The organism is Paraburkholderia caffeinitolerans (assembly GCF_902859945.1).
GTDB classification, from domain to species: domain Bacteria; phylum Pseudomonadota; class Gammaproteobacteria; order Burkholderiales; family Burkholderiaceae; genus Paraburkholderia; species Paraburkholderia caffeinitolerans.
Window position 1 is genome coordinate 152,815 of record NZ_CADIKL010000011.1, and the last position, 24,586, is coordinate 177,400.

Consider the following 24,586-nt stretch of genomic DNA (forward strand, 5'->3'; position numbering starts at 1 on the left):
GAATCAAAAACCGAATGCGGCGTCTTTGTTTGTTTCCGGGCTCGGGAATGCGGTCTTGCTGTGGCAGAGGCCAAGATCGAGCAGCATTTCGCAATACTTGTAAGCAACGACGCCCGGATTCAAGACCGGAACATTCAGGTGCGTGGCCAGGTATTCGTGCGACTGATGCATCGTGGTCGAACCCAGAACCAGAACGTCGGCGCCGTCTTCTTCCACTGCCTTCTTGCCTGCTTCAACCAGAGAAGCGAACACGACGTCTTCCTTGCCTTGCAGGAGTTCCTGCGTGTCGGGTCTCACACCGATATTGCGAATCGAAGCAAGACGGGATTCGAGCCCATACTCCTTCGTCGTTTTCTTGTACAGCGCATGCCACTGCGGCCACATCGTGAGCACGCTGAATTTGTAACCCAAAGTGCAAGCGAGATGGAACGACGTGATAGCCGGGGCCATCACTGGAATCGAAAGGCGTGAACGCAGCGCGTAGAGACCCGAATCGGAAACCGTGTTGATACAGACCGCATCGAAGCCCTGTTCTTCAGCCTTGATACCGGCCTGAATCACGGCCATCTCCATCACGGCCATATCAACATAGGAATCCGCCAGCGTCATGACTTCACCTGCGCCGACGAACTCGACTTCGATGTCCGGGCGCTTCATCGATACCGGAAGCTGAGATTCAACGAGCGGGCGCGTGGCCTCGCTCATCGGAACCGGGAAAATCATTTTGATTCGTTTCATCTCTTGTCTCCGTCCTTGTTCTCTGGCTATGGATTACGCAACTTACAGACCAAGCTCACGTCGATCGCGCATCAGGGTATCGACCACTGCGTACAGAATCTTTTCAGCACAGGGCATGAGATCGGGCACGTAGGTCGCACCCATGCCACCCAGTCCTTCAGCGACCGGCATCGGAGCACCAGTAGCAGGCCACGGCCAGCCCACACGCGCAGTCGGCACACCGTAGCGACGAAGGGCTGCGCCATCCGTCTGACCGGCCAGATAATCAGGCATGCCGTGCGGACGACCTTCGATATGCTCCCAACCGCGCTTGGCCGACTGAATGATCCAGTTGTCCGGATCGGTGGTGCCGCCAGGGACCGAGCCGTACATTTCCCAATCAAGTTCGATTTCGGGTTGACGCGCTTTCAGATCGGCAATGAACGCTGCAAACTGTGCCTTGACATCCGCAGGGCTCACTCGCGGATTCACGCGCACGTCAAAGAAGATATCGGTTACCGCCGAAGGGAACGCGGGCCTTTCCATCTGGCCTCCGCGAACCCCTGCAATCCAGCCATGAGGGGCAATGACGCCCGAGGTATTGCGCTTCGTGTACTCGGGAAGCCAGGCCTGCAATTCCTGAATCACGGTAGCGGCGGGAACCACGGACGAGCGGAAGCCCGGAACGTCATGGGGAATACCGGCGTAGCCCATGGTGCCGCGCACACGAATCTTGAACCAGGCCATACCCGGCTCTTCGTGGTAGATCCAGTTCCACGGCTTCATGATGATCGCGAAATCGGGATACATGCCACGATTCAGCAATCCGATCACGCCGTTGGACATACCCGAATGGCGCTCCTTGATATCGACGGGCATCCCGCCATCGGCCATACCCAGCAGGAGATTGCCCTTCAACGGGATACCGGCTTCGATCAGTGCCGTGCACACCTCGGTATGCGTGGCAATCATGCCCTTGGGATTCGACGCCCCGAGGCCGAATACCCAGTCATCAACCTGCTGTGCGTACGGCTGCAGATCCGCCTCCTGACCCTCCCCCGAAAGAATCTCTTCCTCCGGGGTGCGATCCAGGTGCGTGTCGAGCGGTGCGTAAAGTAGCAGCGATGCCCCGTTACCCGAACCACGATATTCCCCCATCACCGAGCGGCTGATCGGAGACAAATCGTGTGTCTTCGTTTTCAGGCCGACCTTTTCCATGTGCTGCTGCATGTAATCCGCAGCATCACGCGTTGCCCCCGTCGGGCTATGGATATTCGTCAGTTCGAACAGCAGTTGTTGCAGACGCTTCGGGTTCAGATTGGCTTTCGCCTTCTCATACCATTCGGCCTGCTCGGCCGAAAACGGCACTTGTTTCGTAGGGTTGAATTCCATGTCCGATTCCTCAGTTCGAAGCAACAAACTGCTCCGCGAAAATCAATTCCGGTTTCACACCCAACGCGATCAATCGTGTGGTTGCGGCGTCGATCATCGGCTGGGGGCCGCACAGGTACGCCACCGTGTTGGGGTCCGTCACGTCCTCTTCCTTGAGTGCCGAGACAGGTGAACCTTGATGCAGGCCTTCGGTGGCATTGCGATCGACGCAGATGCGCGTCTTCAGCGTGGGCAACCAATGCTGGCGCAACTCGATGTCATCCAGACCGAAGAGTGCCTCCGGAACCGCACAGCCGAAGCTGAGCAGCATCGACGGCTTTTTGCCGCCTGCCTGCCGGAGACTGTCGATCATGGACATGATCGGGGCCAGTCCGGTACCGCCAGCCACGAAGATGTGCGGGTTGCGCTTATATTCCTCGCGCAGGAAAAATGCGCCATACGGCCCCTTCATCTTCAACACTTCGTCAACCTGTGCCTGATTTTCGAGGAACGTGGACATCGCGCCGTTGGGCAGCAGGCGAACCAGGAATTCCATCTTGGGCAGCGTCAGCGACGTAGAGGACGGCGAGTACGAGCGAAGAACACCCAAACCCGGCACCGTGATCTGCATGAATTGACCGGGGCGGAATTCGAGCCAATTCCCTTCAGCCAGTTCAACAGTCAGACGCATGACGGTCGAACCAATGCGCTCGATGGAGTCGATGAAGACGTTGACCTCTTGTGCAACGCTCGATCCCACTTCGCTACTGTATGCGACGTTGAACGTGCAATCGGATTCGGCCGCGGTAACGCACAGCAAACGATTTCCTTCCGCGAACTCCGACGCGAGCAGCGTCGAACTCGCACCTGGAATGGTCGCGGCCTCGCCTTCCGCGAGCTTGCACGTGCACGAGGCGCAGGCACCGGCACGACATTGATACAGCACCGGAACTTCGGCCTTGATAGCAGCCTCAAGAATGTTTTCGCCGGGTTCAGCGACAAAGGTATGGCTGACACCATCAGCGAAATTAACGGTGATCTGGTGGGCTTGGGTCATGACTTAATCCAAAAATAAATCGTATTCAATATCAATCAAGCCAATCCAGGCGGGCCCTGACGATGCCAATCACTGTGGCTCTGCAACACCATGCCGACCATACAGAGCAGGTCGTCTTGATACTTGCGGCCGATTAGTTGCCCGCCGATGGGCAATCCTCGTTCCGTGAATCCAATGGGTACGGCCAGCGCCGGATGCCCCGAGGCATTGAACGGCGCCGTAAACTGAATCAGCCGTCGATTGGCTTCAGGGTCCGAAGCAAGACCCGCCAGTTGCTCGTACGTCGGAGCGGCGTACGGCTGCACTGGAGCCAGAACGATGTCGACGTCCGCGAATATGGCGTCCATTTCGCGTGAAAACTGATTCGCATCACGAATGATCCTGTCGTATTCAACGGCCTTAAGTTCGCGTCCCTGATCAATCAGACGAGACAGTGCGGGACCGTACTCACTGGCCTTTCCGGGATACGTTGCTTCATGCGCAACAGCCGTTTGAACCCCGCAATGGAGTTCCCAGTTGGCACTGACCTTGCGCGTATCCGGAACCTTGATGCGCTTGATCGTGCCGCCTGCGTCGGCAAGGATGACCTTGACCTGTTGAATTGCACGCTGAATCACCGGATCGACGCCATCCGAAATCCACGACTCATCCATGCCAATGCGCAATCCCTTAAAGCCCTTCAGGAGATCGGCGAGCCGATTTTCGTCAATGGTGGCGAGCAGCCGTTCGGTGTCGTGTCCACCGATAACCGCGAGAAGAAGCAGCACATCTCGGGCAGAGCGAGCCATAGGGCCCACGTGATCCAGCGACGCAGCCATTTCCATCACGCCTTTACGGCTGACCGTCCCGTAGGTGGTCTTTAACCCAGTCAGATTGTTGGCTGCACTGGGGAAACGTACCGAGCCCCCCGTGTCCGAACCAATCGCGCCGTAGCACAACCGGGCCGCGGTGGCGACACCGCAACCCGAAGATGAAGCGCCGCACCAGTGCGCGGCCCCCCATGGATTCACCGGATCGGGGATCGTCGGATGATGGATGGCAAATGCGCCTTCCGTCATTTGAAGCTTTCCCAGCATTACCGAACCTGCATCTTGCAGGCGCTGCACAACCGTCGCGTTTTCCGCAGGGACGCGCTGTGCATGAATCGGCATACCGCCGGCGCTAACGATGCCCTGGGTATCGAACAAATCCTTGACTGCGAGCGGAATGCCGTGCAACGGACTTCTGACGTCTCCGGCCTGAATTTCTTTCTCTGCCTGCACTGCCTGCTGCATGGCCAATTCCGGCGTCACACGTGCATAGCTTTTCAAATCCGTATCGAGTGCCTCTATGCGGGCCAACTGTGCCTTCGCGACTGCTATCGGGCTGACTTCGCCTTTGCGAATCAGCAACGACAGATCATAGATTTCGAGGTTGTGCAGATCGTTTGGAAGGCTGCTCATTACGGATTTGAAGGCTAAGGTAATCAATTCAGTTCCAGTCCCTGCCGCACACAGAAGCGCGAATCAAGCCCGTGGCGCGAGACAACTTCGTCTCCTTCCTCGGGACTGGACGTGAGGGGTACTAATGAGGCGCTTTGTCAGGGGTCCGGCAGCCGAACCCCCGTCAATACAGGTTTAGAACCACACCTGATCCACGAAGTAGGCGGGGCGCTTGCCGTCAGCCGTGTCCTTGAAGCGCGTGCTATGGGTCTTCACCGCGCCGTATGTGCCCTTGCCCGGCTTCGCGATACCACGATTGTGGCGCGAGGCCAGCTTGCGCCACGTGACGGGCGAAATATCGGTCGAGACCAGTTGCTCGTCGTCCCAGCCCGTGCCGTCAGCGTAGAAGTGCTGCATGGCTTCGCGAGCGTAGAGATCGCAGTCGTTGAACCCGTGCAAGCAGAGTTCCTTGTAAACGCGATCGAAACGGTATTTGAATTTTTTGCGATCTTCCTCAGTCGGGCAGACGCGAACCAGCACTTCCCAGTACTCGTGCGTGTCGTCCGTGATCGGCACGTACCACTCGTACTGAACGACATGCTCCTCCGGCCAGTTTTCGACCATGAGAACGCCCGGGAGAACCACCGACGTACGGTAGAAGCGACCATTCAGGTTGTCGATTTTGAGGCCCAGCTCCTTGTTTTCCAGGACGGGCAGCCACTTGTCGCTGAACAGCCATTGCATCATGCCCTTCGGACCCGTTTCGTCCTCAACGACCTCAATGCAGTCGTCCGAGGCCGGCAGAATGCCCAACGGGAGCACCCAGTCATTCACGTGGACAATCGAGTTATCCTTGTGAACCAGGATGTGCGCATTGTCGAAGCCGTTTTCACACGCGATACGCCAGTTGCCGAATCCGGTACGGTGCATACCGTGCGCAACGGCGCCCTCGTCGAGGATCGACGGAGCAGCGGGCCACAGCGGGTGCGGGAAGCGCTCGCTGCTTTCCGGGAAACGGAACGGGAGATCGTCCGACAGCGGGGGAACGTCTTCGAGCGAGAAGTCGTCTTCACGCACGAAGACGAAGATCATGCCCGCGACTTCTTCAACCGGATACGTCGTGATGCCGGTCGTGCCGATCAACTTGTCTTCCGGATTGGCGACGATGGTGCGGAGCTTGCCGTCGTCCAGATTGAACGTGAAGCCGTGATACCAGCACGTGATCGTTTCCTTATTGAAGCACATCGGCTTTTCGGACAGGCGAATACCGCGGTGCACGCACTGATCCTTGACGGCGAAAACCTTGCCGTTGACGCGACGCAGCGCGATGGGAACGCCTGCGATTTGAATGCCCTTCACACTTGGAATGATATCTTCATCGCCGCCTTCGCCGTCGACAACTTCCACGAGTTCCTTACTGAACATCGCCGGGTACCAGTGGTTGATGAAGCCCCAAGCTGCATCCTTGTACGGCTGATATTGCGATTGCGACTTCGCGTCGTTGTAGCGAGTGTCGCTGATCGAATGCTGGGCGACGCGACGGCGAACAACCGGCTGATCGGACATTTTATGTGTCTCCTGGGTAACGAGGGGGACGTGTGTCGAGCACACTTCATCACCGGTACGGTTTCGCACCGAATCTTTTGCGGACCCGGTAAAGAGTGACCGCCAGGAAATACTATCCATTCACTCAGGTACGCACACTCCAATGACTATGCGATCTATCCCGTCCGTGCATTCAACATGCATTCCGAGGGTTTATACCGACAAGAACGATAGTCCTGAGAGACGAGGTTGCGCATATAGGGCGCAAGGGCAAAGCGCGCGCTCTGCTTGCTATCTCAGGCAATACGGAGGAACTGAGGGCGCGCGGGCGCTGTCGCGTGGCGCGAGGGCGCACGAAGCGATACTTCGGCCGCTTTCGAACCGGCCTCACATGCTCACGCGCAGTAACTCTGGAAGAATTTCAAGCCGGTACATCAGCGCCTCGGCAAGCGAGCACCGGTAATAGTCAATCGCCCGGCTTCAGACACGCCTGCGATTCTTCGCGATGGCATCGATGGCCGCATCGCGTCATGCCGCACCGGGCCAGCAAACGCTAGCGGGCGAGCGTTTCACCCGGACTCTCGCCAAACCAGCGCTTGTAATCGGTGGTGAAATGCCCTAGATGAGCAAACCCCCACCGGTACGCTACTGCTGTAACTGTTGTACTTTTAGGTTCAGACCTCAACAACTGCTCCCGCACCCGATTGAGTCTTATACTCTTTAAAAGATGCATGGGTGACGTATTTCGATATTTACGGAATCCTGCATATATCGAACTGACACTAACGCCTACGTGCTCCGCAATATTCCCTACCGTGATAGGCTCATGGGCCCGCTCTTCAATGAAAAGCTCTGCCTTCCTGATAAATGCAGGGGTTACGGAACGCGAACGATCTTCGTTAAGTGCCTCGCTGTGATTGCTTGTTTGGCTGATGAGCAAAAGCGAGCCAATCATGTGCTCGATTTGTGCCGTCAACAAAGCCGATGATGATTGAGTACCATCCAGGTAATCGAACAACCATCTCATGGTGGAAGCCCATCGCCTGCCGGACGCGGAATCCAGCGGCATAGCGGGTTCAAACTCCACCTTGGCCTGCGCACCGTTACCGAGATGCTGCCCACACAGACGCTCCACCAAATCGCGATCAATACGGAGAATCAGTTTTTCGGTACCCGCCCCGTGAATGATTTCGTGTTGTTGCCTAGCATTTAGTATCGAACCGACCGTAGGTGTCGAGGTGATCGTCTCATTGCCATGGGTGATGCGCTCAACCCCACTTAGCGGCACCTGCACCAGATAGAAGTCATCGAACGTACTGGGCCGGATCGTAACTTCGCCACCGTAACTCATTCGCCCGATGCCGATGGAGCCATATTTCCGATACAGCAGGCTTGCGTTGAGCTCACCTCGAACATCAATGTTTCGAAGTTCGTTTTCGCAAAACGTACGCGTCCCCCACTGTCGCGCTTGCTCTATGTCACGCGTCTGAAACAGCTCTGTCCTGGATGAGGGGTCAGGTTCGTCAGCAATCGGATGGGGGGTCGGATTCGTCATTAATCAGATGAAAGATCGGATTCGTCGGTGGATTCCGCTTGCAACTCCTCTTGCAGGCTAGCCCTGATCGATAGCGCTGGTCGAATTCAGTTGCTTGCGCAACGCGAACTTTTGAATTTTGCCCGTCGAAGTCTTGGGCAATTCACCGAAGTGCACCGCCTTGGGGATCTTGAACGACGCCAGGAGCGAACGGCAATGGGCAACGATTTCATCAGCCGTGCACTCCATGCCGGGACGAAGTTCAACAAACGCACACGGCACCTCGCCCCACTTCGGGTCAGGCTGGGCCACGATGGCGACTACCGACACGGCTGGGTGCTTATAGATTGCGTCCTCGATCTCTATGCTGGAAATATTCTCGCCGCCCGAAATGATGATGTCCTTGCTTCGGTCCTTGAGTTTCACATACCCATCGGCGGTCAAGACACCCAGGTCCCCCGTATGGAACCACCCGCCGGCGAACGCCTCGTCCGTCGCCTTCTCGTTCTTCAGATACCCCTTCATGGTCAGGTTGCCCCGGAACACGACCTCTCCGATGGTCTCGCCGTCGCGCGGTACTTCCTGCATGGTCTGGGGATCCACCACCGTGGTTCCGGCCTAGAGGTGGAATCGAACACCCTGGCGAGCATTCAACACCGCACGCTCCTGTTGACTCAGCGTGGCCCACGCATCCTGTACGGCGCACACTGCGGCAGGGCCGTAAACCTCGGTCAATCCGTAGACGTGGGTCAACTCAAATCCGATGGCCTCCATGTGGGCCAATACGGTTGACGATGGCGCAGCCCCTGCCACCGTGGCCTTAACCCGATGCGCGATACCCGCGCGCCACTCATCCGGCGCATTCGCGAGGATGGAGTGAACAATCGGCGCACCAGAATAATGCGTGACCCGATGCTCGCGAATCAAATCGAAAATGACTTTGGCGTCGATTCGGCGAATGCATACATTAATACCCGCGCGAGCCGCGATAGTCCACGGGAAGCACCACCCGTTGCAATGAAACATGGGCAGCGTCCACAGGTAGATGGGGTGCTTTTCCATGTCCCACTCGAGCACGTTGCTCGTCGCCGTCAGATGCGCGCCACGATGGGAGTAGACCACGCCCTTGGGATTGCCAGTCGTACCGGACGTGTAGTTGAGCGCGATAGCATCCCACTCGTCGAGGGGAAGCTGATACGGGAAATTCGGATCGCCTTGGGCAATCAGATCCTCATAGCTCCGAGCCCAGGCCAATACGTTATCGTCCGCGACAGCGAACGCATCTTGAATCTTGATGATCTTCAAATCGGGAAGCGCCTCGGCTACGGCCTGCGCGACGGCCGCGTACTCGGTATCGATGACCAGTACGCGAGCTTCACCGTGACTGAGCATGTACAGAATATCTTCGGCACCAAGCCTGGTATTGAGTGCGTTCAATACCGCCCCGGCCATGGGGATACCGAAGTGAGCCTCCACCATCTCCGGAATATTGGGGAGCATCACTGCGACAGTATCGCCACGCTGAATACCCATCTGCACGAGAGCATGGGACAGCCGGACACATCGTTCGAACGTTTGTCTCCATGTACGTTTCACCTGACCGTACAGAACCGCAGTCTTATCACCATAGACTTCTGATGCGCGCACCAAAAAATCTACCGGTGTCAGCGGGGTGTAATTGGCGTTGCGGCGCTGCAAACCGTCTTCGTACATCTGCATTCGCACTGTCTCCGTCTATTTTTGACTGCTCTCTTAAGTGTCAGATCATGACTTGATCGTGCCCAAGAATGTTGCACGCAGACTATTCCACTACGCCCTTCGTGGACTATCCAATTCGTGCAGCGATTGTCCCAATACTGCAAGATTAGAACTCAGCGCCCCGTTGCGCGCGCTCCAGTGCCGCAACCCGTTGCAGCGCCATGAGGCCGAACACCGTGAGCACGCAGCCGAGCACCAGGTCGGCACGCACGCCAGCACGATCCACAATCGCACCGCCCACCGACGATCCAAGCGCAATCGCCACCTGAATCACGCTCACAAACATCGCCGAACCCGCTTCGACCAGATCGGCCGTGCTGCGCTGGACCCACACAGAAAAACACAACGGAATCGCCCCGAACGCCACACCCCACATCAGCATCGCCGCGATCTCGCCAACGCGCGCGTGTTCAAGCAGAATCATCGCGGAAAGCGCGCATAACAGGAGCGCCGTCATCGCCGCCCCGGACGTCTTGAGCCGCCTGGCGACCACCGCGGAGGTCAGCGCATTTGAGAAAAAACCGATCACGCCAAACGCGAGCAACAGCAGCGTGATCGCGCTCATCGAGAAGTCCTGCTGCAAAAGCAGTGTGATGAACGTATAGGTAGAGAAATGCGCGCCGAACACGAGCGCGACCATCAGCATGATCAAGCACACATGCGGGCGGAGCAGCAGCATGGCGAAATCGGCTAGACGCAATGCAGCAGCCGAAGGCAGTGATGGCACCAGCAACGCCTGCGCGATCAGCGCGAGCGTGACGAGTCCTCCCGTCACGAGGAACGACATGCGCCACGACGCGAAGCCCGCGATAAAGGTGCCCAGCGGGACGCCAATCACCGTCGCGCACGTCACGCCGGTCAGGATGATGGCTGTCGCGCGCGCGGCGTCGCTCATATGCACGAGGCGGCCCGCCGTGGCAGTCGCGAGTGTCCAGAAGCCACCGAGTGCCGCGCCGAACATCGCGCGGCCAATCAGCATGAGCGCGAAATTCGTCGAGAGCGCGCAAACGATATTCGATACGAGTAGCATTGCCGTGAGCAGCAGAATCATTTTCCGGCGATCCATGCGCCCGGCAAACATCATCAGACCGGGCGCGAAGATCGCTGCCATCACGCCTGGCGTGGTCACCATCAGGCCAGCGGTACCTGGCGTCACCCGGAGATCGCGAGCGATCTCGGTAAGCAGCCCCACTGGCAGGAACTCGGACGTCACAAACGCGAATGCACTGATCGCCACGGCAACCACAGAAAGCCATTGGCGCAGGGTCGTCTCGTCGAGTTGCGCGGGCGCGAGAATTGGGGAACGGTCGTTCATGGTTCGATAACTGTTTTGACTGCAATGACTAATAAAAGCCATTGTTCTGAAATTGCGCTCTAAAAAATCGGTCGGACCTCCGGCTCTATTCGGATGCCCGAGAATGGCGTTTAAATTAGCATCAGAAAATAATCGCGTGCAATTTCGCGATTAGCGGGGTTGGTAAAAGGGTTATGAATGGAATGTGACGCGCCTGGCTTCGCAACTGGCGGGCGGGGATTACGCCATTTTTTGACTCGAAAATGAGACGCTTTTTTTCGCGGTCAAATTGTACACCGAACGCACGCAGATTAATCGACGGCCCTTGATTTAGCTCGGGTTCAACCTGCTGGAGGCAGTTGTGCGACTGCCAGAAGGCTTGTGTGTGAAAGCGATTGCACGAGCTACTGCTGGAGAAGTTACGCGGGCTTTGTCAAGTTGACGAGCGTAGGCTGAATGGTTAGCCAAACCATCGTTATCCTTACCAGATAACTTACTCGGCTGCGAGATTGACGCTCCAACCATGCCAGGCGGCGAGACGTTCCTTGAATGGTTGTGGTGCAAACTCGGTAGGCGTGCGAGAAATCGCTCTTGCTTCGGATAGCTCAGCGAGCTGAAAGAGCCGCCATCCCGATCGAGGGTGAGGTGGTATCTTTGAGGTGCATGCTATATCGACTGGGGCAAGCCGGGCCAGAAGGCCATCGCGCAGGCACACCCCGACGCGCTCGAGAAGCTCGGCTTCGCCGCCGGATCGATGGGGCCGAAGGTTCAGGCGGCGATGGAGTTCGCTCGCAATACAGGCAAGGACGCGGTGATCGGTTCGTTATCGGACATCGTTGCGATTACGAAGCGCCATGCAGGCACCCGCGTTAGCATCGCCGAGCCTGGCATCCAGTATCGCGCAGCAGCGGCCTGCTAACGCCGCAGCGCATCATGCCTCCAGCGAACGCCCCTATGTCACAAGCGGAGATCCGACTAAAGTCTTATTCATCGTGCCGAATTGCGCTGCTATGCTGGACCTCGCCGTGCAGCGCCGTACGGCACCATTCCCGATACTCCGAACTGAACTGCGATGAGCAGGCGAGCCGCTCACTCGAGGTGTGCGTGCTTAGGCACTGCCGTGCTGCTGTGGCAGGCGGGTGCGCTGCACGCCCAAGAACTGGAACCTCGAACCTATTCCGCCTCCCCGGTCGGCACGAACTTCATCGTCGCGGGCTACTCGCATGTGAGCGGAGACGTTCTCACTGACCCTTCCCTACCGGTCAGCGGCGTGCACGCGCAAGTCGACAATTTTGTGCTCGGTTACGTCCACACATTCGCGCTCGGAGGTCACACGGCGTCGTTTGGTCTGGGCGTGCCGTTCCAGAGTGCAGACCTGAGCGGGCTTGTCATCGACGCGCCGACCAAGGTCCATCGCGGTGGCGTTGGCGACATGCAGATGCGATTCGCCATCAACCTGTTTGGCAATCCCCCGCTTTCGCCGGAGGAATTCGCGCAAGTGCCGCCTGGCACCTCGTTGGGCATCAGCCTGACGGTTCAGGCGCCCACTGGCCAGTACGTTCCCACGCGTCTCGTCAACCTGGGTAACAACCGCTGGGCGTTCAAACCTGAAATCGGCGTGTCGCAACCGTGGGGAAACTGGTTCTTCGAGGCTTCGGTGGGTGTTATTTTCTTCACGGCCAACACGAATTTCTTCAACGGACATGAGAGAAGCCAGGCTCCGCTCGCGCTCACGCAGCTCCATGGCGGCTACACCTTCCGTCCCGGATTATGGCTCGCCCTCGATCTCGGTTATGCCTTGGGCGGTGGCGCCAGTGTGGACGGCGCGTCGAGCGGCAGTTCCCAGGCGAACCTGCGCGGCGGGCTCACGCTCGCGGTGCCTATCGCGCACGGCTGGTCGGCGAAGCTCGCCTGGTCGCGCGGCTTCGTAGCACGGGCCGCGGGCAACTTCCAGATCGTGACGGTGGCGATTCAATATCGCTGGTTCGATCGGTGAACACACATCCCCGCCCGATTATCGCGACGTTTGCGGCAAAGGCGCGCGATTGATGGAGATCAACGAGTCGGGGAAACGAAATACTAGAGTGAGGGCGTACGGTTTCCCCGGTTTCCGATGCACTGTTCCTGATTGCGCCGGACGGGTCCGTGGGATTGCCGACATTGCAGGCGGTCTTTGTTGCACGACACCCTTGAAAGGTAGGGATATATGAGTTTGCTTGCTCGCTTTATGCGTTTCTCGAGGGCCCCGGGCGCGCACGATAAAAGCGCGCGCGTGGACGAAATGATCGAACGTGTCGTTGCCATGGAGCCCCGTCTGCGGTTAGCGCAGAGTTACCGCAAACGCCTTGGCGGATCGATCCGTATCTCGCTTCGCTACATCGACAATCTGACCTGTTCGTTGCCCGCGCCTCACGAGGCCAACATGGCAGCCTGGTCGACCGACCCGTTGATTCGCGCATTCTTTGCGACGTCAGAAGACCTGCCAAAGGCGTTCAGCCGCTCGGAGACGTTGCGCGAATACTTCGCTCAGAATCCCGATATGACGCAAGCCTGCGTCACGCTAGGGATGGCGATGATCGAGCGACACGTGCTGGGCGTCGCCCTCGAAGGTGATTCGATACGCCATGACGTGCCGCAGACCAAGCTTTGTTTCATGGACCACCGCGTCAGCATCTGCGCACGCTCAGACCCGGATCTGCGGGAGGAAATTGTTCACCGACTGATCGATCAACTGGCATTGGAAGGATTGGCGAAACTCGCCGCCGACCGGGCTGAGCTGGTCGAGAAAGGACGCGAACTGCTCGAGGCGCGCGTGAAGTTGCTGGAGCAGCGGGGTACGGGTATTCGCTCTCTGGTAGGCGACGCACCAGACACCACCGCGGACGAACTGAAACGACTACAGGCCCAAATTGAAGAAAACTCGCGCGAGCTGGCTGCGCTTCGCGTCCCGACCGGGGCGATCGAACTCGAACTGGAGCGGGTCTGCGAGGTGTTTTCCACGCCTGCGGAGCATATTTATGTCGAGAACCGCAGTGTTCGCCTGGACCTGATGAACGTGGTGAGAAACGACGAAACGCAAGCCAGCCGCCTCATGGAGTTTCGCCTCGCACGGATCCCGGGTGATCCGCCTCGTATGCGTGCGTTCGCACTCGTGCGATTTCCACGTGCCGAACTCCTGCCAGCCGGGCTGCATATCGACGCCGCAACACGCGCGTCATGGCACTGAAGAAGCCTGTCCGTTCCCAGGATGAATTCGAATTCGAGCAAGGGAGCCGAGCGATGAATCACTTCCTGCATTCAGGATCACGAAGAATAGACGGCACGGCACCGACCGCTGCGGATATTCTGCAGGATACGCAGAATTTCTCGCTGGTACTGGGCGGCCCCCTTTTCCAGCTTCTGCGCCGGACGCGCATGGCCGACGATGCGCTGGAACTGGTGCGCCAGCGGGTTCTCGTCATCTCGCTCGTGGCGTGGCTACCGCTACTGGCGCTGGCCGCCCTGGACGGGCATTTGCTTGACAAGCGCGTGGCCATGCCATTCCTGCTGGACCTCGAAGTTCACATCCGCTTCCTTGTGGCAGTGCCCCTTTTGATCATCGCTGAGCTGGTTGTGCATCGGCGCCTGCGTCCGATCGCGCGAGCATTCCTCGACCGGAAGATCATTCCGGAAGCGTCGACGGCGCGGTTCGATGAGGCAATCAGGTCGGTATTCCGTCTGCGCAATTCCGTGTTTGCCGAGCTGCTGATGATCGCTCTGGTGTACGGTGTTGGTGTCCTTGTCGTGTGGCGCCAATACACCGCAATGCAAACGACTTCGACATGGTACGCAGCACCCACCCCCGGAGGCTTGAAACTTTCGCTCGCCGGATACTGGTATGCCTACGTGAGCGTTCCGTTATTCCAGTTCCTACTGATCCGCTGGTATTTCCGGCTGTTCGTCTGGACGCGGTTTCTCTGGCAGGTGTCGCGCATCGAACTAAGCCTCGTTCCGACTCATCCCGATCGCGTCGGCGGTCTTGGGTTCCTTGCCAATACGGTCTATGCATTCACAGCGCTCCTTGCTGCGCACGGCGCAATGCTCGCTGCGCAGTTCGCCAACCGCATTTTCTACGCCGGGGTCGCACTCACCGAATTCAAGGTGGAAACAGGATCGATGGTTCTCTTCCTGCTGTGCCTGGTCTTTGGTCCTTTACTGGTCTTCGCGCCACAACTGGCCCAGGCGAAGCGGGCAGGCCTGAGTGAATACGGTGCCCTAGCGCAACGGTACGTGCACGCATTCGACGCCAAGTGGCTGCGCGGAGACTCGTCCAGCGACGAGGCGTTGGTGGGCAGCGCCGACATTCAGTCGCTCGCGGATCTCGCCAACAGTTTCGACGTTATCCGAACCATGCGTATCGCGCCCATTACCAAAGATGCCGTTGTTCGCCTCGCAGCCGCGGTACTTGTGCCAATTGTGCCGCTGGCACTCACGATGATGTCGCTGGAAGATCTGCTGAAAAGACTGTTCGGATTGGTATTCTGAAAGCAGGCATGGTTGGTTTGCTCAACCTGGTATCCGGCCCGTAGCGGCATTGAGTGGCTGCCGCTCCTCTCTGGTTCGCGTGCCGAGCGACTGTTTTGCACTCTGATAGCTACCGTGAAATCTCTTCCGGTTCGACCGCAGCAATTCAAGTTGAGCACGCAGTAAAATTCAGGCATGAAGAAGATCAAGTCGCCCTATCACGGTTTTCGTTTTCCCGCGGCCATCATCAGCTGCGCGGTACGGTGGCACCACCGTTTCAATCTGAGCCTGAGCGATATCGAGAAACGGCTGCTCGAGAGGGGCGTAACGGTTACGTACGAATCGGTGCGTAACTGGTGCGACCGTTTCGGCGAACAGTTTGCTCGTCGTGCAAAAGCCGCGCGCGGAAAGGCTTCTGCAATGCGCTTCTTCAAGCGGATTGCAATTTGGCATCAACGGACTGCCGTCGGCGCTGCATTTTATTCCGGATGCCAATGTATTTTGCGCTGATTTCGCTCGTGCCCCTCAATTTGACAATGCCATTCAGATGCCGTTGGCGCAGACCCGCGAAGGGGGTGATAAAGGACGACGCCTCGCTTGCGCAGTCTTCGGGCTTTCAGCCGAACGTAAGCCGTGTCATGCAACCACCTGCGTGCGCATTGGTTGATTTTTTTCGACCCGTACTACAGGGCGTACTGCAGCGCAAGATCAAACGCAATCACAGCCATCGAATAACTCAGGCCGGCCAGAAGATTCGAAACGCGGTGCCTGAAATCGTGATGTCGGCCGATTGACGCGCCAGTCAAGAAAATGCCCCCGACAACGGCCTGAACTCCAACGAACACCAGCATGAGCAGGAACTCATATCCCATGGACCTGAAATTCGAGAAATGCATTCCGTAGTCGTAGATCCATCTGCCCACTCGATGAAACTCATACATCAAAAGGATGATTGGAAATACGTAGCTGACGACGTAAGTCGGCACCGTTGCATGCCGCAACTCGATATTGAAATGATGGGTGGCTCGCATGATCGCTCCTCCACAGGTCTCTCGGTCACAGATCCCGATACGGCTGGTTTTGGGAATAATGGAAATCCACAATTCGCCGACTTCAATACGAGTCGGTCTTTAATTCACCATGTTCTTGTTTGCGCGCAGAAGCATTGATTTGGATCAAAGTCAGATACCGATTGAGGTCCGATGCAACCAACCGGAGATCGCACTGGCAGCATTGCAGCGCGGCGGGGGGCACTTATCTGAACCTGGCGGTCGATTGAACGTCCGATAGACGCAGTCGCCGAGTAGCAGTTCGTGACGGGAACGGACTCAATGATCGGTAGCCAGGTTCGATCCAAGGGAAGTCATATCGACGGCTTCGACGAAACAGCCGGCCGAGCCATCCGCTGAATTGACCGAGATCAAATCCCTCCTCCGTGCGGCGCGCATATTGAGTAAGACTCGCGGCCGTCCTTGAGGTGCCTTCCCAGCACACCCCATCGCGTTGCACTTTACTTGGCCAGCCGCCCTTGTTACGGAGCCTGACGTGGAACATCCCACTCTACGTAGTGCGATACAAGTGATGCTGAGCGAACACCGACGCCTTGCGAGCGTTGTCAGCGGCATGCTCCGCGTGGTCGATGACATGGTATGCAGTGCTGGTTCGACCAGCGCAATGCTCATGCGCGCGATGCTCTACTTCATACAGGAATTTCCCGACCAGATTCACCACCCGAAGGAAGAGCAATACCTGTTTGGCCGACTTCGCGAGCGTACCGACGAGTGTAACGGCGTCATCGAGGAACTCGAGCGTCAGCACGATGAAGGTGGACAACGTATTCGCGCACTCGAACGTGCGCTCACACGCTATGAACTGGCAGGCGCCGACATGCTGCCTGCCTTGCGGGAGGAAGTCAGGAATTATGCAGACTTCTACGCCCGACACCGGCTGCTTGAAGAGTCCGTGATCCTGCCCGCCGCGCAGCGCTATCTGACTGCCGCCGACTGGGTAGAAATTGATGAGGCGTTCGGCGCAAATCGCGATCCGTTCGAGAGCATCGAAAACGAGAGCAATCTCGGTGATCTTTATGCGCTGATCGTTCAAACGATGCCCAACGCGCAGTCCTGAGCGCAAATTTTTCTTTATTTCAACCACCATTTCGTTAGTATTTCAGAGTTTTATTTCTCGCGCTGGCAGAGCACGAGTCTGGGAGTGCAACCACCGCAGGAGACCATTCGACGCCCCTCAGGGCTTATGGGTTTGGCTGCTGGTTTCAACGATCATCGCAGACGTGGCACATCGCAGGTACTTTCCCCCTCGGCGGGAACACGCACCATGACCCGTCATCGTGACGAAAGAAGACGATCGTGACAAACCCCACGGGTGTTTGCCTCTCAAAGCGGACGAATCGGGAGCGTGACGTCTGAGCGCGACCGATCTGCACGAGGCGGGCAGGCGTCCGCTGAGTCGGCGCGAGCCACTTGTCGACGAGGGAGCGCAGAGAGTAAGCGGTGGTGCCCATAACACATTCCTCACGATCCGATTCCGATGGCTCTGCTGCAAGAGCGTAGCGTCAATTCCAGTATGGTTCGTGAATCGGGCGTCCGGTATCAGCGCGGACTGGAAATCACGTAGTCGACCGCCCGCCGCCGTAGGCGAAAGACTACGTAGCCTGATCCGGTCGATCGGTTGAACCGGCCAGCGCCTCATAAGGCAGGCGCGTTGTGCGCCCCCGCCCCTGCGTATCGACAGTACCTTCAGCCGATTTCAGGTCAAGTCACGCGCCGCACTTGCCAACCAGATCCGCGGGCTTCTTGGCGAATTCGGTATCGCACTGCCACAGGGTGTCCATGCGAATGCTGCCGGCAATCTGGATGGCGACGACACGCGCGGCGCCACCGGTCAGCGTTCCGGTCTTGTCGAAGAACCGCGTTCGCTCCGTTGCCAGCTATTCGAGCGCTGCTCCGCCCTTGATCAGCACGCCGCGACGCGCGCATCGCGAGATGCCCGAAACAATGGCTACCGGCGCGGCAAGGATCAGGGGACAAGGCGTGGCGACGACGAGCACGGCGAGCGCCCGCTCGATCTCGCCGGTACCGATCCAGCTTCCGCCCGCCATCACGAGTGTGCAGGCGACAAACCACCAGGCGTAGCGAGCCGCACGGCCGGACTGCAGTCGCGCTGCGTCATTTCCACCATCCGCACGATGCCGGCAAAGGTGCTGTGCGCCGCGGTGGCCGACGCGATCATCTCGAACGTCGGCCCCGCATTGATCGCGCCGCTTCGCGCCGTCGCGCCACCTTCGTGCGTGCACAGATGCGACTCTCCAGTCAGCGTCGACTCGTCCAGTTCGGCATTTCCAGCCAGCGTTCCGCCGACCGGCACGATGTCCGCGTGACGCACCATCAAGCGGTCGCCGACCGCAAAATGCTCCAGCGACACCCTGTTCCACTGTCCCGCTTCCAGACGGGTCGCGTTTCGTGGCGCATGGCTCAGCAGCGCGGTCATTTCAGCGCACGCGATTGTCCGCATAGGCCTCCAGGGCCCGGCCGCTCGCGAGCATCAGGGCGATAACCGCAGCCGTCAGCCATTCGCCCAGAAGCAGCGCGAATGCGATGGCGAGCACCGAAAAAATATCGACACCGCCCTCTCGGCGACGCAATGCCCTGGCCGTCGAGACGCCGAGCGACGCCAGAACCGGCAAAGCGCCGGCCATCCACTACAGGCGAGCGGCGTCAGGAAAGCCGGCTCCATCCAGCGCAAGGCCTGCAACCAAGCCGGTCACGCACACTGCAAGCCAGACAAAATTCAGTGAGTGGATGACGTCCCGCATGGCCGCTATGCGTCCTGTTCAGTCGAACTCGAATCATGCGCGCCCGGAACCGCACACGATTGATCTTCATCAATCGCGCGGACGGATTTGCGTTCACGGTAAGCGTGCCAGCCCTCACTACCGATCGAGACAGCCATGACGACTCCCTCAATCGACTCCAGCGCACCCGCGCCCATTGCGCGCATCCTGGTCGCCGTCGACGCGTCGCCAGCGTCGATGGCCGCGCTTCGATACCTAGGCCAACTGCTGGGCCCTGCATCGCGCCCTGCGATGCGCCCCGACATCTCGGTGCGCATCGTGAGCGTCGCGGAGAACCCGCGATCCCTCGTGCCGCTCGGGACCTGGGCGGCCGAGCAGCTCGACGCCGCGAGGGACGAAATTCACCGCGACGCGGAAAACGCCGCCCAGTTGGCGCTCGATGCATTGCACAGCTGCGGATCGCGCATCGACGCAGAGGTCATCGATCTTTGCAAGGACGGGGGCGATGTCGTGGACGCGATCGCCGACGCCGCATCGCGCTGGCCGGCCGACATGGTCGTTCTCGGCACGAGCCACCCTCGAGGCCTCATGCGCTGGGTGGCAGGCGAGGTTTCCGCGCCGTTCGCACGACGTCTGCTTCGCTGGCCGGTGTTGCTCGTGCCCGCAGGCTACGCGGCGGATGAGGGTGAGGTTCCGTCGCGTATTCTGTTCGCGACCGATGGCAGCGAGGCATCATTCACCGCCTTGCGGACGGCCACGGCGCTTGCCACGCCTTACGCGCACTGGTGCGCGATCTATGTGGTCGACCAGTTGCTGGTACCGGGCACCGGGGCTTTCGAACGAAAGCTCGAGGAACTGCTGAGCGCAGCCGGCGGCGTGGCTGTCGCGAAAGCACGCGCCGATCTCGCTGCGTGCAGGCAGGAAGGATGGGACGTCGAAACCGCGATAGTCAAAACCGCGAATTCATTTGACGACGTATCGCATACGCTCGATCGCGAAGCGAAGCGCCGGAATGCGCAACTACTCGTGCTTGGCACACATGGGCGGCGCGGCCTGACACGCTGGCTGCTTGGCAGTGTCGCGGAGCGGGCCACGAGGCTCACATCCGTTCCCCTGCTTCTCGTACCGCCGGCAATGGAATGAGAGGGAATGGGCACCGCCCCCCTTCGGGGAGACGGGTCGCGCCAGCATGCGGCCTCAAGCATCCGGCGCATCCGGGACGTCGACCAGCAGCAGCGGCGTCTGCGCAAGATGGGCGACCTGACTGGCGACGCTGCCCACCACGAGACGCTTCAGCCCCTGGCTACCGTGCATGCCCATGATCAGCAGATCCGCATGCCATTCGGCCGCCTCACGAACCAAGACGCGTGCGATGTCGTTGCTCGTTTCAGCGGTGCCGATAGTAGCCGTCGTTACGTTGATCGAGGCTCGCTCGAGGACCTGCCTGGCTGCCACAAGGGCTTTCGCGCCGCGATCGAAGTCCTCCATTTCACGGTGCTCAACCGGCCATACCGGGGCAGGCGCGGCAACGCATACCGCGCGCAAAAGCGAGTTCGGCACCGCGAAGCGCAACCCATACATTGCGCAATGCCGTGCATCTTCCGCGGCGTCGACCGCGAAGAGCATCCGTGCCGGCCAATCACCTTCGCCACCGGACCAGCCATGCGGGACGATCATCAGCGGGCAATGGCACAGCCGTGTCAATGCTCCGGAGACGCTTGCCTCGATCAAGCGCAGCCACCGTCGGTGCTGCCGCGCCCCCACGACGACAAGCTCCGCGTGCCACGCAGTCGCCGCAGCGACGATGGCGTGTCCGATATCCGCGTCGTGCCAGGACATCTCGATCGTCTGTGTGTCAGCCCGAATGCCGGCGTTCGCGAAGAAGTCCGCCGCGTCCGCAAGCGCATCCTTTGCATCGTACCTATCCTGCACCCGATCGTCGCGCGACGACTCGGGAACCGGAATGGCCGCATTTTCGGGCAGCAAAACCGACGCTTCGCCCGGTGCCACGTTGACGATGCACACCACGCTATTGATTGGCGCCACGTCGCGAACAAACCTCAGCACGTCGTGTGAAACGTCTGATGTATCTATGGCGACGAACATTCTGAGCGGCATGCGTGCGTTCATTGTCGAATTCGCCCCATGGCCCACATGGCCCGCAAGCGGGTTACCGCGCCGTCCGGCACAGGATGATTACACCGCATCGATGAAGTAAGAATAGGAGTGGGCGGTACACGGCAGTTGATACAGGTCAATCTCGCCAGGTTCTCGCGACGTAAGCGGCCTCTCACGGTAACCGTCAAAGTTCTCTTCCTGTCACAGAGCGGAGTTCCGTCATGAACAATATTTCGTTATCCATATCAATATGGGAGGGCAGCATCGCGCTGCTAATCGGTCTCGGCGTCTCCATTGCGTTCGCCGACAAACGCAACGCCCCGAATAACGCCAACAATGCCAGCTACAGTCCTGGCATGATGGGTGGGTACGGTTGCGACCCGGGATTTCAGCTCGAAGGCGGCTATTTCAGCGTCTGGTTCGTGATCGCGCCACTGGCGTTGCTCGGTTTCGTCTACTTGCTTACGAAGATCGACCGGAAAATACTGATCGAGCACCGCAAGCTCGCGTGGCGACGCTCGCTGAAGCGGCCCGATGACGTAGGCCAAGGCCACACCACCAACTCTTGATCGGCCGGGCATGGCACGTCCTTAAGCCTGCGTTAACCTTGTCTCCCCTACGCTTCCCGCATCGACACTCAAGAAACGACTACGAACATGGCCAGGCTTCCGCTCTCCCTTCGCGCGGGCTTGCTGTTGTGCGCTTTGCTTCTTGCCGCCCCGTCGTTCGCACAGGCAGGTGAGATCAAGGCACTGATGAAAGACATGAAGCTGGCCATGCAGGGCGCGATGGCCAGCACCACGATGCCAGAACTAAGCGGCTATGTGGCCCGGCTCGAACGCGACGAGCAGCAAGCGAGTCGTCAGACCTGGCGCGACGACCAGCGCACCTACGACGAAGGCATGCAAGCGTTACGGCAACAGTTGGCCGAGGTGGATCAGGCCATCCGTGTGAACGACATGAATGGCGCGAAGAAAGCGCTGCAAGAAATCAACAATACACGGAAGCATTATCACAACCTGCTCAGTTGACTGATTCGCACGTTCACTCGAGGATCGAACACAGTCCATGGAAAAAATCTCGCGATATCCCCTCTCGGTCAGCCTGCTGCACTGGCTGCTCGCCGTTGCGCTGACCGGAAATCTCGTCATCGGCTGGATGCTCGACGACCGGGAGGATCTGGTCACCCTGCACAAGTCGATCGGCATTGCGGTCCTGGGCCTCGTCCTGATTCGCCTGGTAAACCGTGTGCGTATGCGGGGCCGGTTGCCGAAATCGGTCAACAAGGTGGGCACGCCAGCACACTTCGTGGAAACGGCCGTGCATCGTCTGTTCTATATATTGATGCTGGCTATACCGCTGCTCGGGTGGATGAAGACCAATGCGGCGGGACACGCCGCCAGTTGCTTCGGACTCTTTTCGTTGCCTGCGCTGATACCGAGAAGCCGCGAGCTCTCGCACCTGCTCGGGCAGTTGCATTCGCTGACGGCCTACGGGCTCACTGCATTGATTGGCCTGCACGTGGCCGGAATCCTGGCACATCGGGTTTTCAAGACCCAAAATATCCTGCCACGCATGCTTCCCCTCTCTCCGCGAGGATCGAACAGTCAGGCGCATGCCCCTGAATAGTCGAATTCTGCTGGTTGAAATTACGCGCGTAGTCGCACGTCTGGCCTTTCACTGAACCCCACCGCCAACGCCACGGCGGCTTTCAGACGAAGGAGCCACTCAGATTGCTGACAACCCCACGTCTTTCGGAGCGTGGGGTTTCTTTTGGTGCTCGCGCGTGCGAAACGATTGATACACATCAATCGTGACGGCGTGGAAACAAGCAAATCTGGGTGTTGGAACGGGTGTTTTCCTTGGGTGGCGATCATGTGCTGCGCTCGAGCAGAGGCGCGCGCACTCGAGGGCGAGCATACGGTTTTCACACCACGGAGAAAGCACCATGCAACGCATCTGTCGAAGTGGCATGCTTGCCGGCGTAGCGGCGCTCGCCATCGGCGCGGCATCGATGTGCACGGCAGCCGCCGACGAAACAATCGCGCAGGCGGCGTCCGCCAACGCCGTCTCGGGCGCCAGCGTCAGGCATGCGAATGCGGTGGTCTTTGCCATCGATACCGGACGCAACAGCATCACGCTGCTCGAAGATAACGGCAAACCCGTGGACGTGATAGTCGACCCCAGCCTCGGCAACGTCGCCAGGCTACAGCTCGGCGACACCGTTGCCGTCACGTTCAGCAAGGCATTGCTGCTGCGAGCCGACAAATCTAATTCGAACGGGATACGCGAACGCGTCGACAAAGGCTTCACATCGGGCGTGCCGCTCGGTTCGTCCCTGTCGCTGTACAGGGTCGAAGAGGTGGCGACCGTCGTGCAGGTCGACCCCGACAAGCACGAACTCACCGTGCGCGGCCCGACGCGCACGATGACCTTGCAGGCAACGTCGGAGAGCCTGATCGACGGGCTCAAGCCAGGCGACAGCGTGAAGGTCGACTACGTCGAGGCAACCGCCGTCCAGATCACACGAAACGGCATGCCGCTGCGCTAGACCGGTCTCGCAGCATCTTCCTCGTGCTCACGGGCCTCACCGCATATGACACACGGCTTATCCGGACGATCTATGTCGGCGGAGAAGACAATGCTATCGCCGACATAGACGTGAAGCGCGCTAACGGTGGCCTCACGATCGAGGGCAAGAAGCAGGAGGAAAAGAAAAAGGATTACTTCCCCCACGAGCGCCGCTTTGGCGCCGTCGAGCGCTACTTCCAGATGCCGGAAGGCGTCGATCACGAAAAGATCGCAGCGAGTTTCGAGAAAGGCGTGCTGACCGGGACGCTACCAAAATTAGCGGAAGCGCGAAAAGCCAAAAAAATTCCGGTGAAGGCGGCCTGACGCAAGGTTGGGGCCGAAGCCACGCTCGCCCCGGCTCACGCGGGCGGCGTGTCTCGGGGAGAGCGACATGAGCAAAGGCGAGTGAGGCTACCGGACGCTCATTGGAGCCGTCACGAGCGAAATCCAGAAAACGATAGAGAAGCAGCCGGAGATGATGGTTCCGCGCTAAACAACGGCGGATTGCGTCTCGACCTCGTAGCCGTCCGCCGCAATGTTCCAGTGGCTCACGCACTGTATCCGTTCGAACTCGAAAATGGCTCCCGCGATGGCGTCGTCGCGTTCGACGGACTCGCCGGGCACGCGCATCAGCACGCACCGGTGCGGGAATCCGCGATGATCGAGAATCTCCTTGTAGAAGACGACTGCAACGCTCGACAGTCCCGAAGCCGCCGTACATGACCCACGCTGTTTTGCGCAGCGCCGGCGGCCCTTGCCAACCGCTCTACCCTGCTGCCCCACCGGCTGCTCTCCCGGTGGCAGAAGCTGAATACGTGGCGCTCCCCCACACATGCCCATGATTGCCGCGCGCGGGGCATCGGTGCGCGTTTGCGGATATGGCATG

At 59.0% G+C, this 24,586-nt stretch carries 23 protein-coding genes and 3 pseudogenes; 12 read left to right on the forward strand and 14 right to left on the reverse strand.

Annotated elements, in window-relative coordinates:
* Positions 1-3: 3 nt before the first annotated feature.
* The 8 genes and pseudogenes from HV773_RS13720 to HV773_RS13755 all read right to left on the reverse strand — a co-directional run bounded on the left by HV773_RS13720 (position 4) and on the right by HV773_RS13755 (position 10,718).
* Positions 4-705: an aspartate/glutamate racemase family protein gene (locus tag HV773_RS13720; protein ID WP_227875500.1), complete on the reverse strand. Its 702-nt coding sequence runs from the start codon at positions 703-705 to the stop codon at positions 4-6.
* A 75-nt stretch (positions 706-780) separates the two neighbouring features.
* A complete protein-coding gene (locus tag HV773_RS13725; RefSeq protein ID WP_129563673.1) occupies positions 781-2,109 on the reverse strand; it encodes a M20 family metallopeptidase in 1,329 nt (442 codons plus the stop codon).
* 10 nt (positions 2,110-2,119) lie between these two features.
* Positions 2,120-3,145, reverse strand: coding sequence for an FAD-binding oxidoreductase (locus tag HV773_RS13730; protein WP_129563674.1), 1,026 nt, complete (start codon positions 3,143-3,145; stop codon positions 2,120-2,122).
* 35 nt (positions 3,146-3,180) lie between these two features.
* Positions 3,181-4,614: an amidase gene (locus HV773_RS13735; RefSeq protein ID WP_227875501.1), complete on the reverse strand. Its 1,434-nt coding sequence runs from the start codon at positions 4,612-4,614 to the stop codon at positions 3,181-3,183.
* A 147-nt stretch (positions 4,615-4,761) separates the two neighbouring features.
* The gene (locus tag HV773_RS13740; RefSeq protein WP_129564430.1) at positions 4,762-6,132 is read right to left on the reverse strand and encodes a Rieske 2Fe-2S domain-containing protein; all 1,371 of its coding nucleotides are present in this window, start codon (positions 6,130-6,132) and stop codon (positions 4,762-4,764) included.
* 532 nt (positions 6,133-6,664) lie between these two features.
* Positions 6,665-7,666 carry an AraC family transcriptional regulator gene (locus HV773_RS13745; protein ID WP_129563675.1) on the reverse strand — a complete coding sequence of 334 codons (1,002 nt, stop codon included), beginning with the start codon at positions 7,664-7,666 and terminating at the stop codon, positions 6,665-6,667.
* Positions 7,667-7,723: 57 nt separating this feature from the next.
* Positions 7,724-9,364 (reverse strand): annotated as a pseudogene (locus HV773_RS13750) (acyl-CoA synthetase).
* A gap of 145 nt (positions 9,365-9,509) precedes the next feature.
* A complete protein-coding gene (locus HV773_RS13755; RefSeq protein ID WP_129563676.1) occupies positions 9,510-10,718 on the reverse strand; it encodes an MFS transporter in 1,209 nt (402 codons plus the stop codon).
* A 646-nt stretch (positions 10,719-11,364) separates the two neighbouring features.
* On the opposite strand from HV773_RS13755, the pseudogene HV773_RS13760 reads away from it, so the two are divergent.
* From HV773_RS13760 to HV773_RS13780, 5 genes and pseudogenes are all read left to right on the forward strand, one after another.
* A pseudogene (locus HV773_RS13760) lies at positions 11,365-11,616 on the forward strand (carbamate kinase); the annotation flags it as partial.
* 201 nt (positions 11,617-11,817) lie between these two features.
* Complete coding sequence (locus HV773_RS13765) at positions 11,818-12,693, forward strand: transporter (protein ID WP_227875503.1); 876 nt, start codon at positions 11,818-11,820, stop codon at positions 12,691-12,693.
* A 285-nt stretch (positions 12,694-12,978) separates the two neighbouring features.
* Positions 12,979-13,923, forward strand: coding sequence for a hypothetical protein (locus HV773_RS13770; protein ID WP_227875544.1), 945 nt, complete (start codon positions 12,979-12,981; stop codon positions 13,921-13,923).
* On the forward strand, positions 13,914-15,221 hold the full coding sequence (locus tag HV773_RS13775) for a hypothetical protein (RefSeq protein ID WP_227875504.1): 1,308 nt from the start codon (positions 13,914-13,916) through the stop codon (positions 15,219-15,221). The genes HV773_RS13770 and HV773_RS13775 overlap by 10 nt, the downstream gene beginning before the upstream one ends.
* Before the next feature lie 174 nt (positions 15,222-15,395).
* Positions 15,396-15,611, forward strand: a pseudogene (locus tag HV773_RS13780) (IS6 family transposase); the annotation flags it as partial.
* Positions 15,612-15,883: 272 nt separating this feature from the next.
* Here HV773_RS13780 and HV773_RS13785 read toward each other — a convergent pair.
* A complete protein-coding gene (locus tag HV773_RS13785) occupies positions 15,884-16,231 on the reverse strand; it encodes a hypothetical protein (protein WP_129563678.1) in 348 nt (115 codons plus the stop codon).
* A 514-nt stretch (positions 16,232-16,745) separates the two neighbouring features.
* On the opposite strand from HV773_RS13785, the gene HV773_RS13790 reads away from it, so the two are divergent.
* Positions 16,746-17,327 (forward strand): hemerythrin domain-containing protein, encoded by a 582-nt coding sequence (locus HV773_RS13790; RefSeq protein WP_129563679.1) that lies wholly within the window; start codon positions 16,746-16,748, stop codon positions 17,325-17,327.
* 820 nt (positions 17,328-18,147) lie between these two features.
* On the opposite strand, the gene HV773_RS37380 is transcribed toward HV773_RS13790, so the two are convergent.
* From HV773_RS37380 to HV773_RS37390, 3 genes are read right to left on the reverse strand one after another with little or no spacing between them, the layout of a single operon-like run.
* Positions 18,148-18,318, reverse strand: a complete 171-nt coding sequence (locus HV773_RS37380; protein WP_343052350.1) for a P-type ATPase actuator domain-containing protein — start codon at positions 18,316-18,318, stop codon at positions 18,148-18,150.
* Positions 18,318-18,707 carry a P-type ATPase actuator domain-containing protein gene (locus tag HV773_RS37385; protein WP_343052351.1) on the reverse strand — a complete coding sequence of 130 codons (390 nt, stop codon included), beginning with the start codon at positions 18,705-18,707 and terminating at the stop codon, positions 18,318-18,320. Before HV773_RS37385 ends, HV773_RS37380 begins: the two co-directional genes overlap by 1 nt.
* A 1-nt stretch (position 18,708) precedes the next feature.
* Positions 18,709-18,915 carry a hypothetical protein gene (locus HV773_RS37390; RefSeq protein WP_237164611.1) on the reverse strand — a complete coding sequence of 69 codons (207 nt, stop codon included), beginning with the start codon at positions 18,913-18,915 and terminating at the stop codon, positions 18,709-18,711.
* A 252-nt stretch (positions 18,916-19,167) separates the two neighbouring features.
* On the opposite strand from HV773_RS37390, the gene HV773_RS13800 reads away from it, so the two are divergent.
* Positions 19,168-20,154: a universal stress protein gene (locus HV773_RS13800; RefSeq protein ID WP_129563681.1), complete on the forward strand. Its 987-nt coding sequence runs from the start codon at positions 19,168-19,170 to the stop codon at positions 20,152-20,154.
* 54 nt (positions 20,155-20,208) lie between these two features.
* Here HV773_RS13800 and HV773_RS13805 read toward each other — a convergent pair whose 3' ends face one another.
* On the reverse strand, positions 20,209-21,141 hold the full coding sequence (locus tag HV773_RS13805) for a universal stress protein (protein ID WP_129563682.1): 933 nt from the start codon (positions 21,139-21,141) through the stop codon (positions 20,209-20,211).
* Positions 21,142-21,350: 209 nt separating this feature from the next.
* Here HV773_RS13805 and HV773_RS13810 point away from each other — a divergent pair, with 209 nt between their 5' ends.
* The 5 genes from HV773_RS13810 to HV773_RS13830 all read left to right on the forward strand — a co-directional run bounded on the left by HV773_RS13810 (position 21,351) and on the right by HV773_RS13830 (position 24,024).
* Positions 21,351-21,698, forward strand: a complete 348-nt coding sequence (locus tag HV773_RS13810; protein ID WP_129563683.1) for a hypothetical protein — start codon at positions 21,351-21,353, stop codon at positions 21,696-21,698.
* Between the two features lie 87 nt (positions 21,699-21,785).
* Entirely contained in the window at positions 21,786-22,160 is a 375-nt protein-coding gene (locus HV773_RS13815; protein ID WP_129563684.1) for a cytochrome b562, read from the forward strand.
* A gap of 37 nt (positions 22,161-22,197) precedes the next feature.
* Positions 22,198-22,758 carry a cytochrome b gene (locus HV773_RS13820; protein ID WP_129563685.1) on the forward strand — a complete coding sequence of 187 codons (561 nt, stop codon included), beginning with the start codon at positions 22,198-22,200 and terminating at the stop codon, positions 22,756-22,758.
* Between the two features lie 319 nt (positions 22,759-23,077).
* Positions 23,078-23,680 carry a hypothetical protein gene (locus HV773_RS13825; RefSeq protein ID WP_129563686.1) on the forward strand — a complete coding sequence of 201 codons (603 nt, stop codon included), beginning with the start codon at positions 23,078-23,080 and terminating at the stop codon, positions 23,678-23,680.
* 23 nt (positions 23,681-23,703) lie between these two features.
* Positions 23,704-24,024 carry an Hsp20/alpha crystallin family protein gene (locus HV773_RS13830; RefSeq protein WP_227875505.1) on the forward strand — a complete coding sequence of 107 codons (321 nt, stop codon included), beginning with the start codon at positions 23,704-23,706 and terminating at the stop codon, positions 24,022-24,024.
* Between the two features lie 165 nt (positions 24,025-24,189).
* Here HV773_RS13830 and HV773_RS13835 read toward each other — a convergent pair whose 3' ends face one another.
* Positions 24,190-24,585: a hypothetical protein gene (locus HV773_RS13835; protein ID WP_129563688.1), complete on the reverse strand. Its 396-nt coding sequence runs from the start codon at positions 24,583-24,585 to the stop codon at positions 24,190-24,192.
* Between the last annotated feature and the right edge of the window lies 1 nt (position 24,586).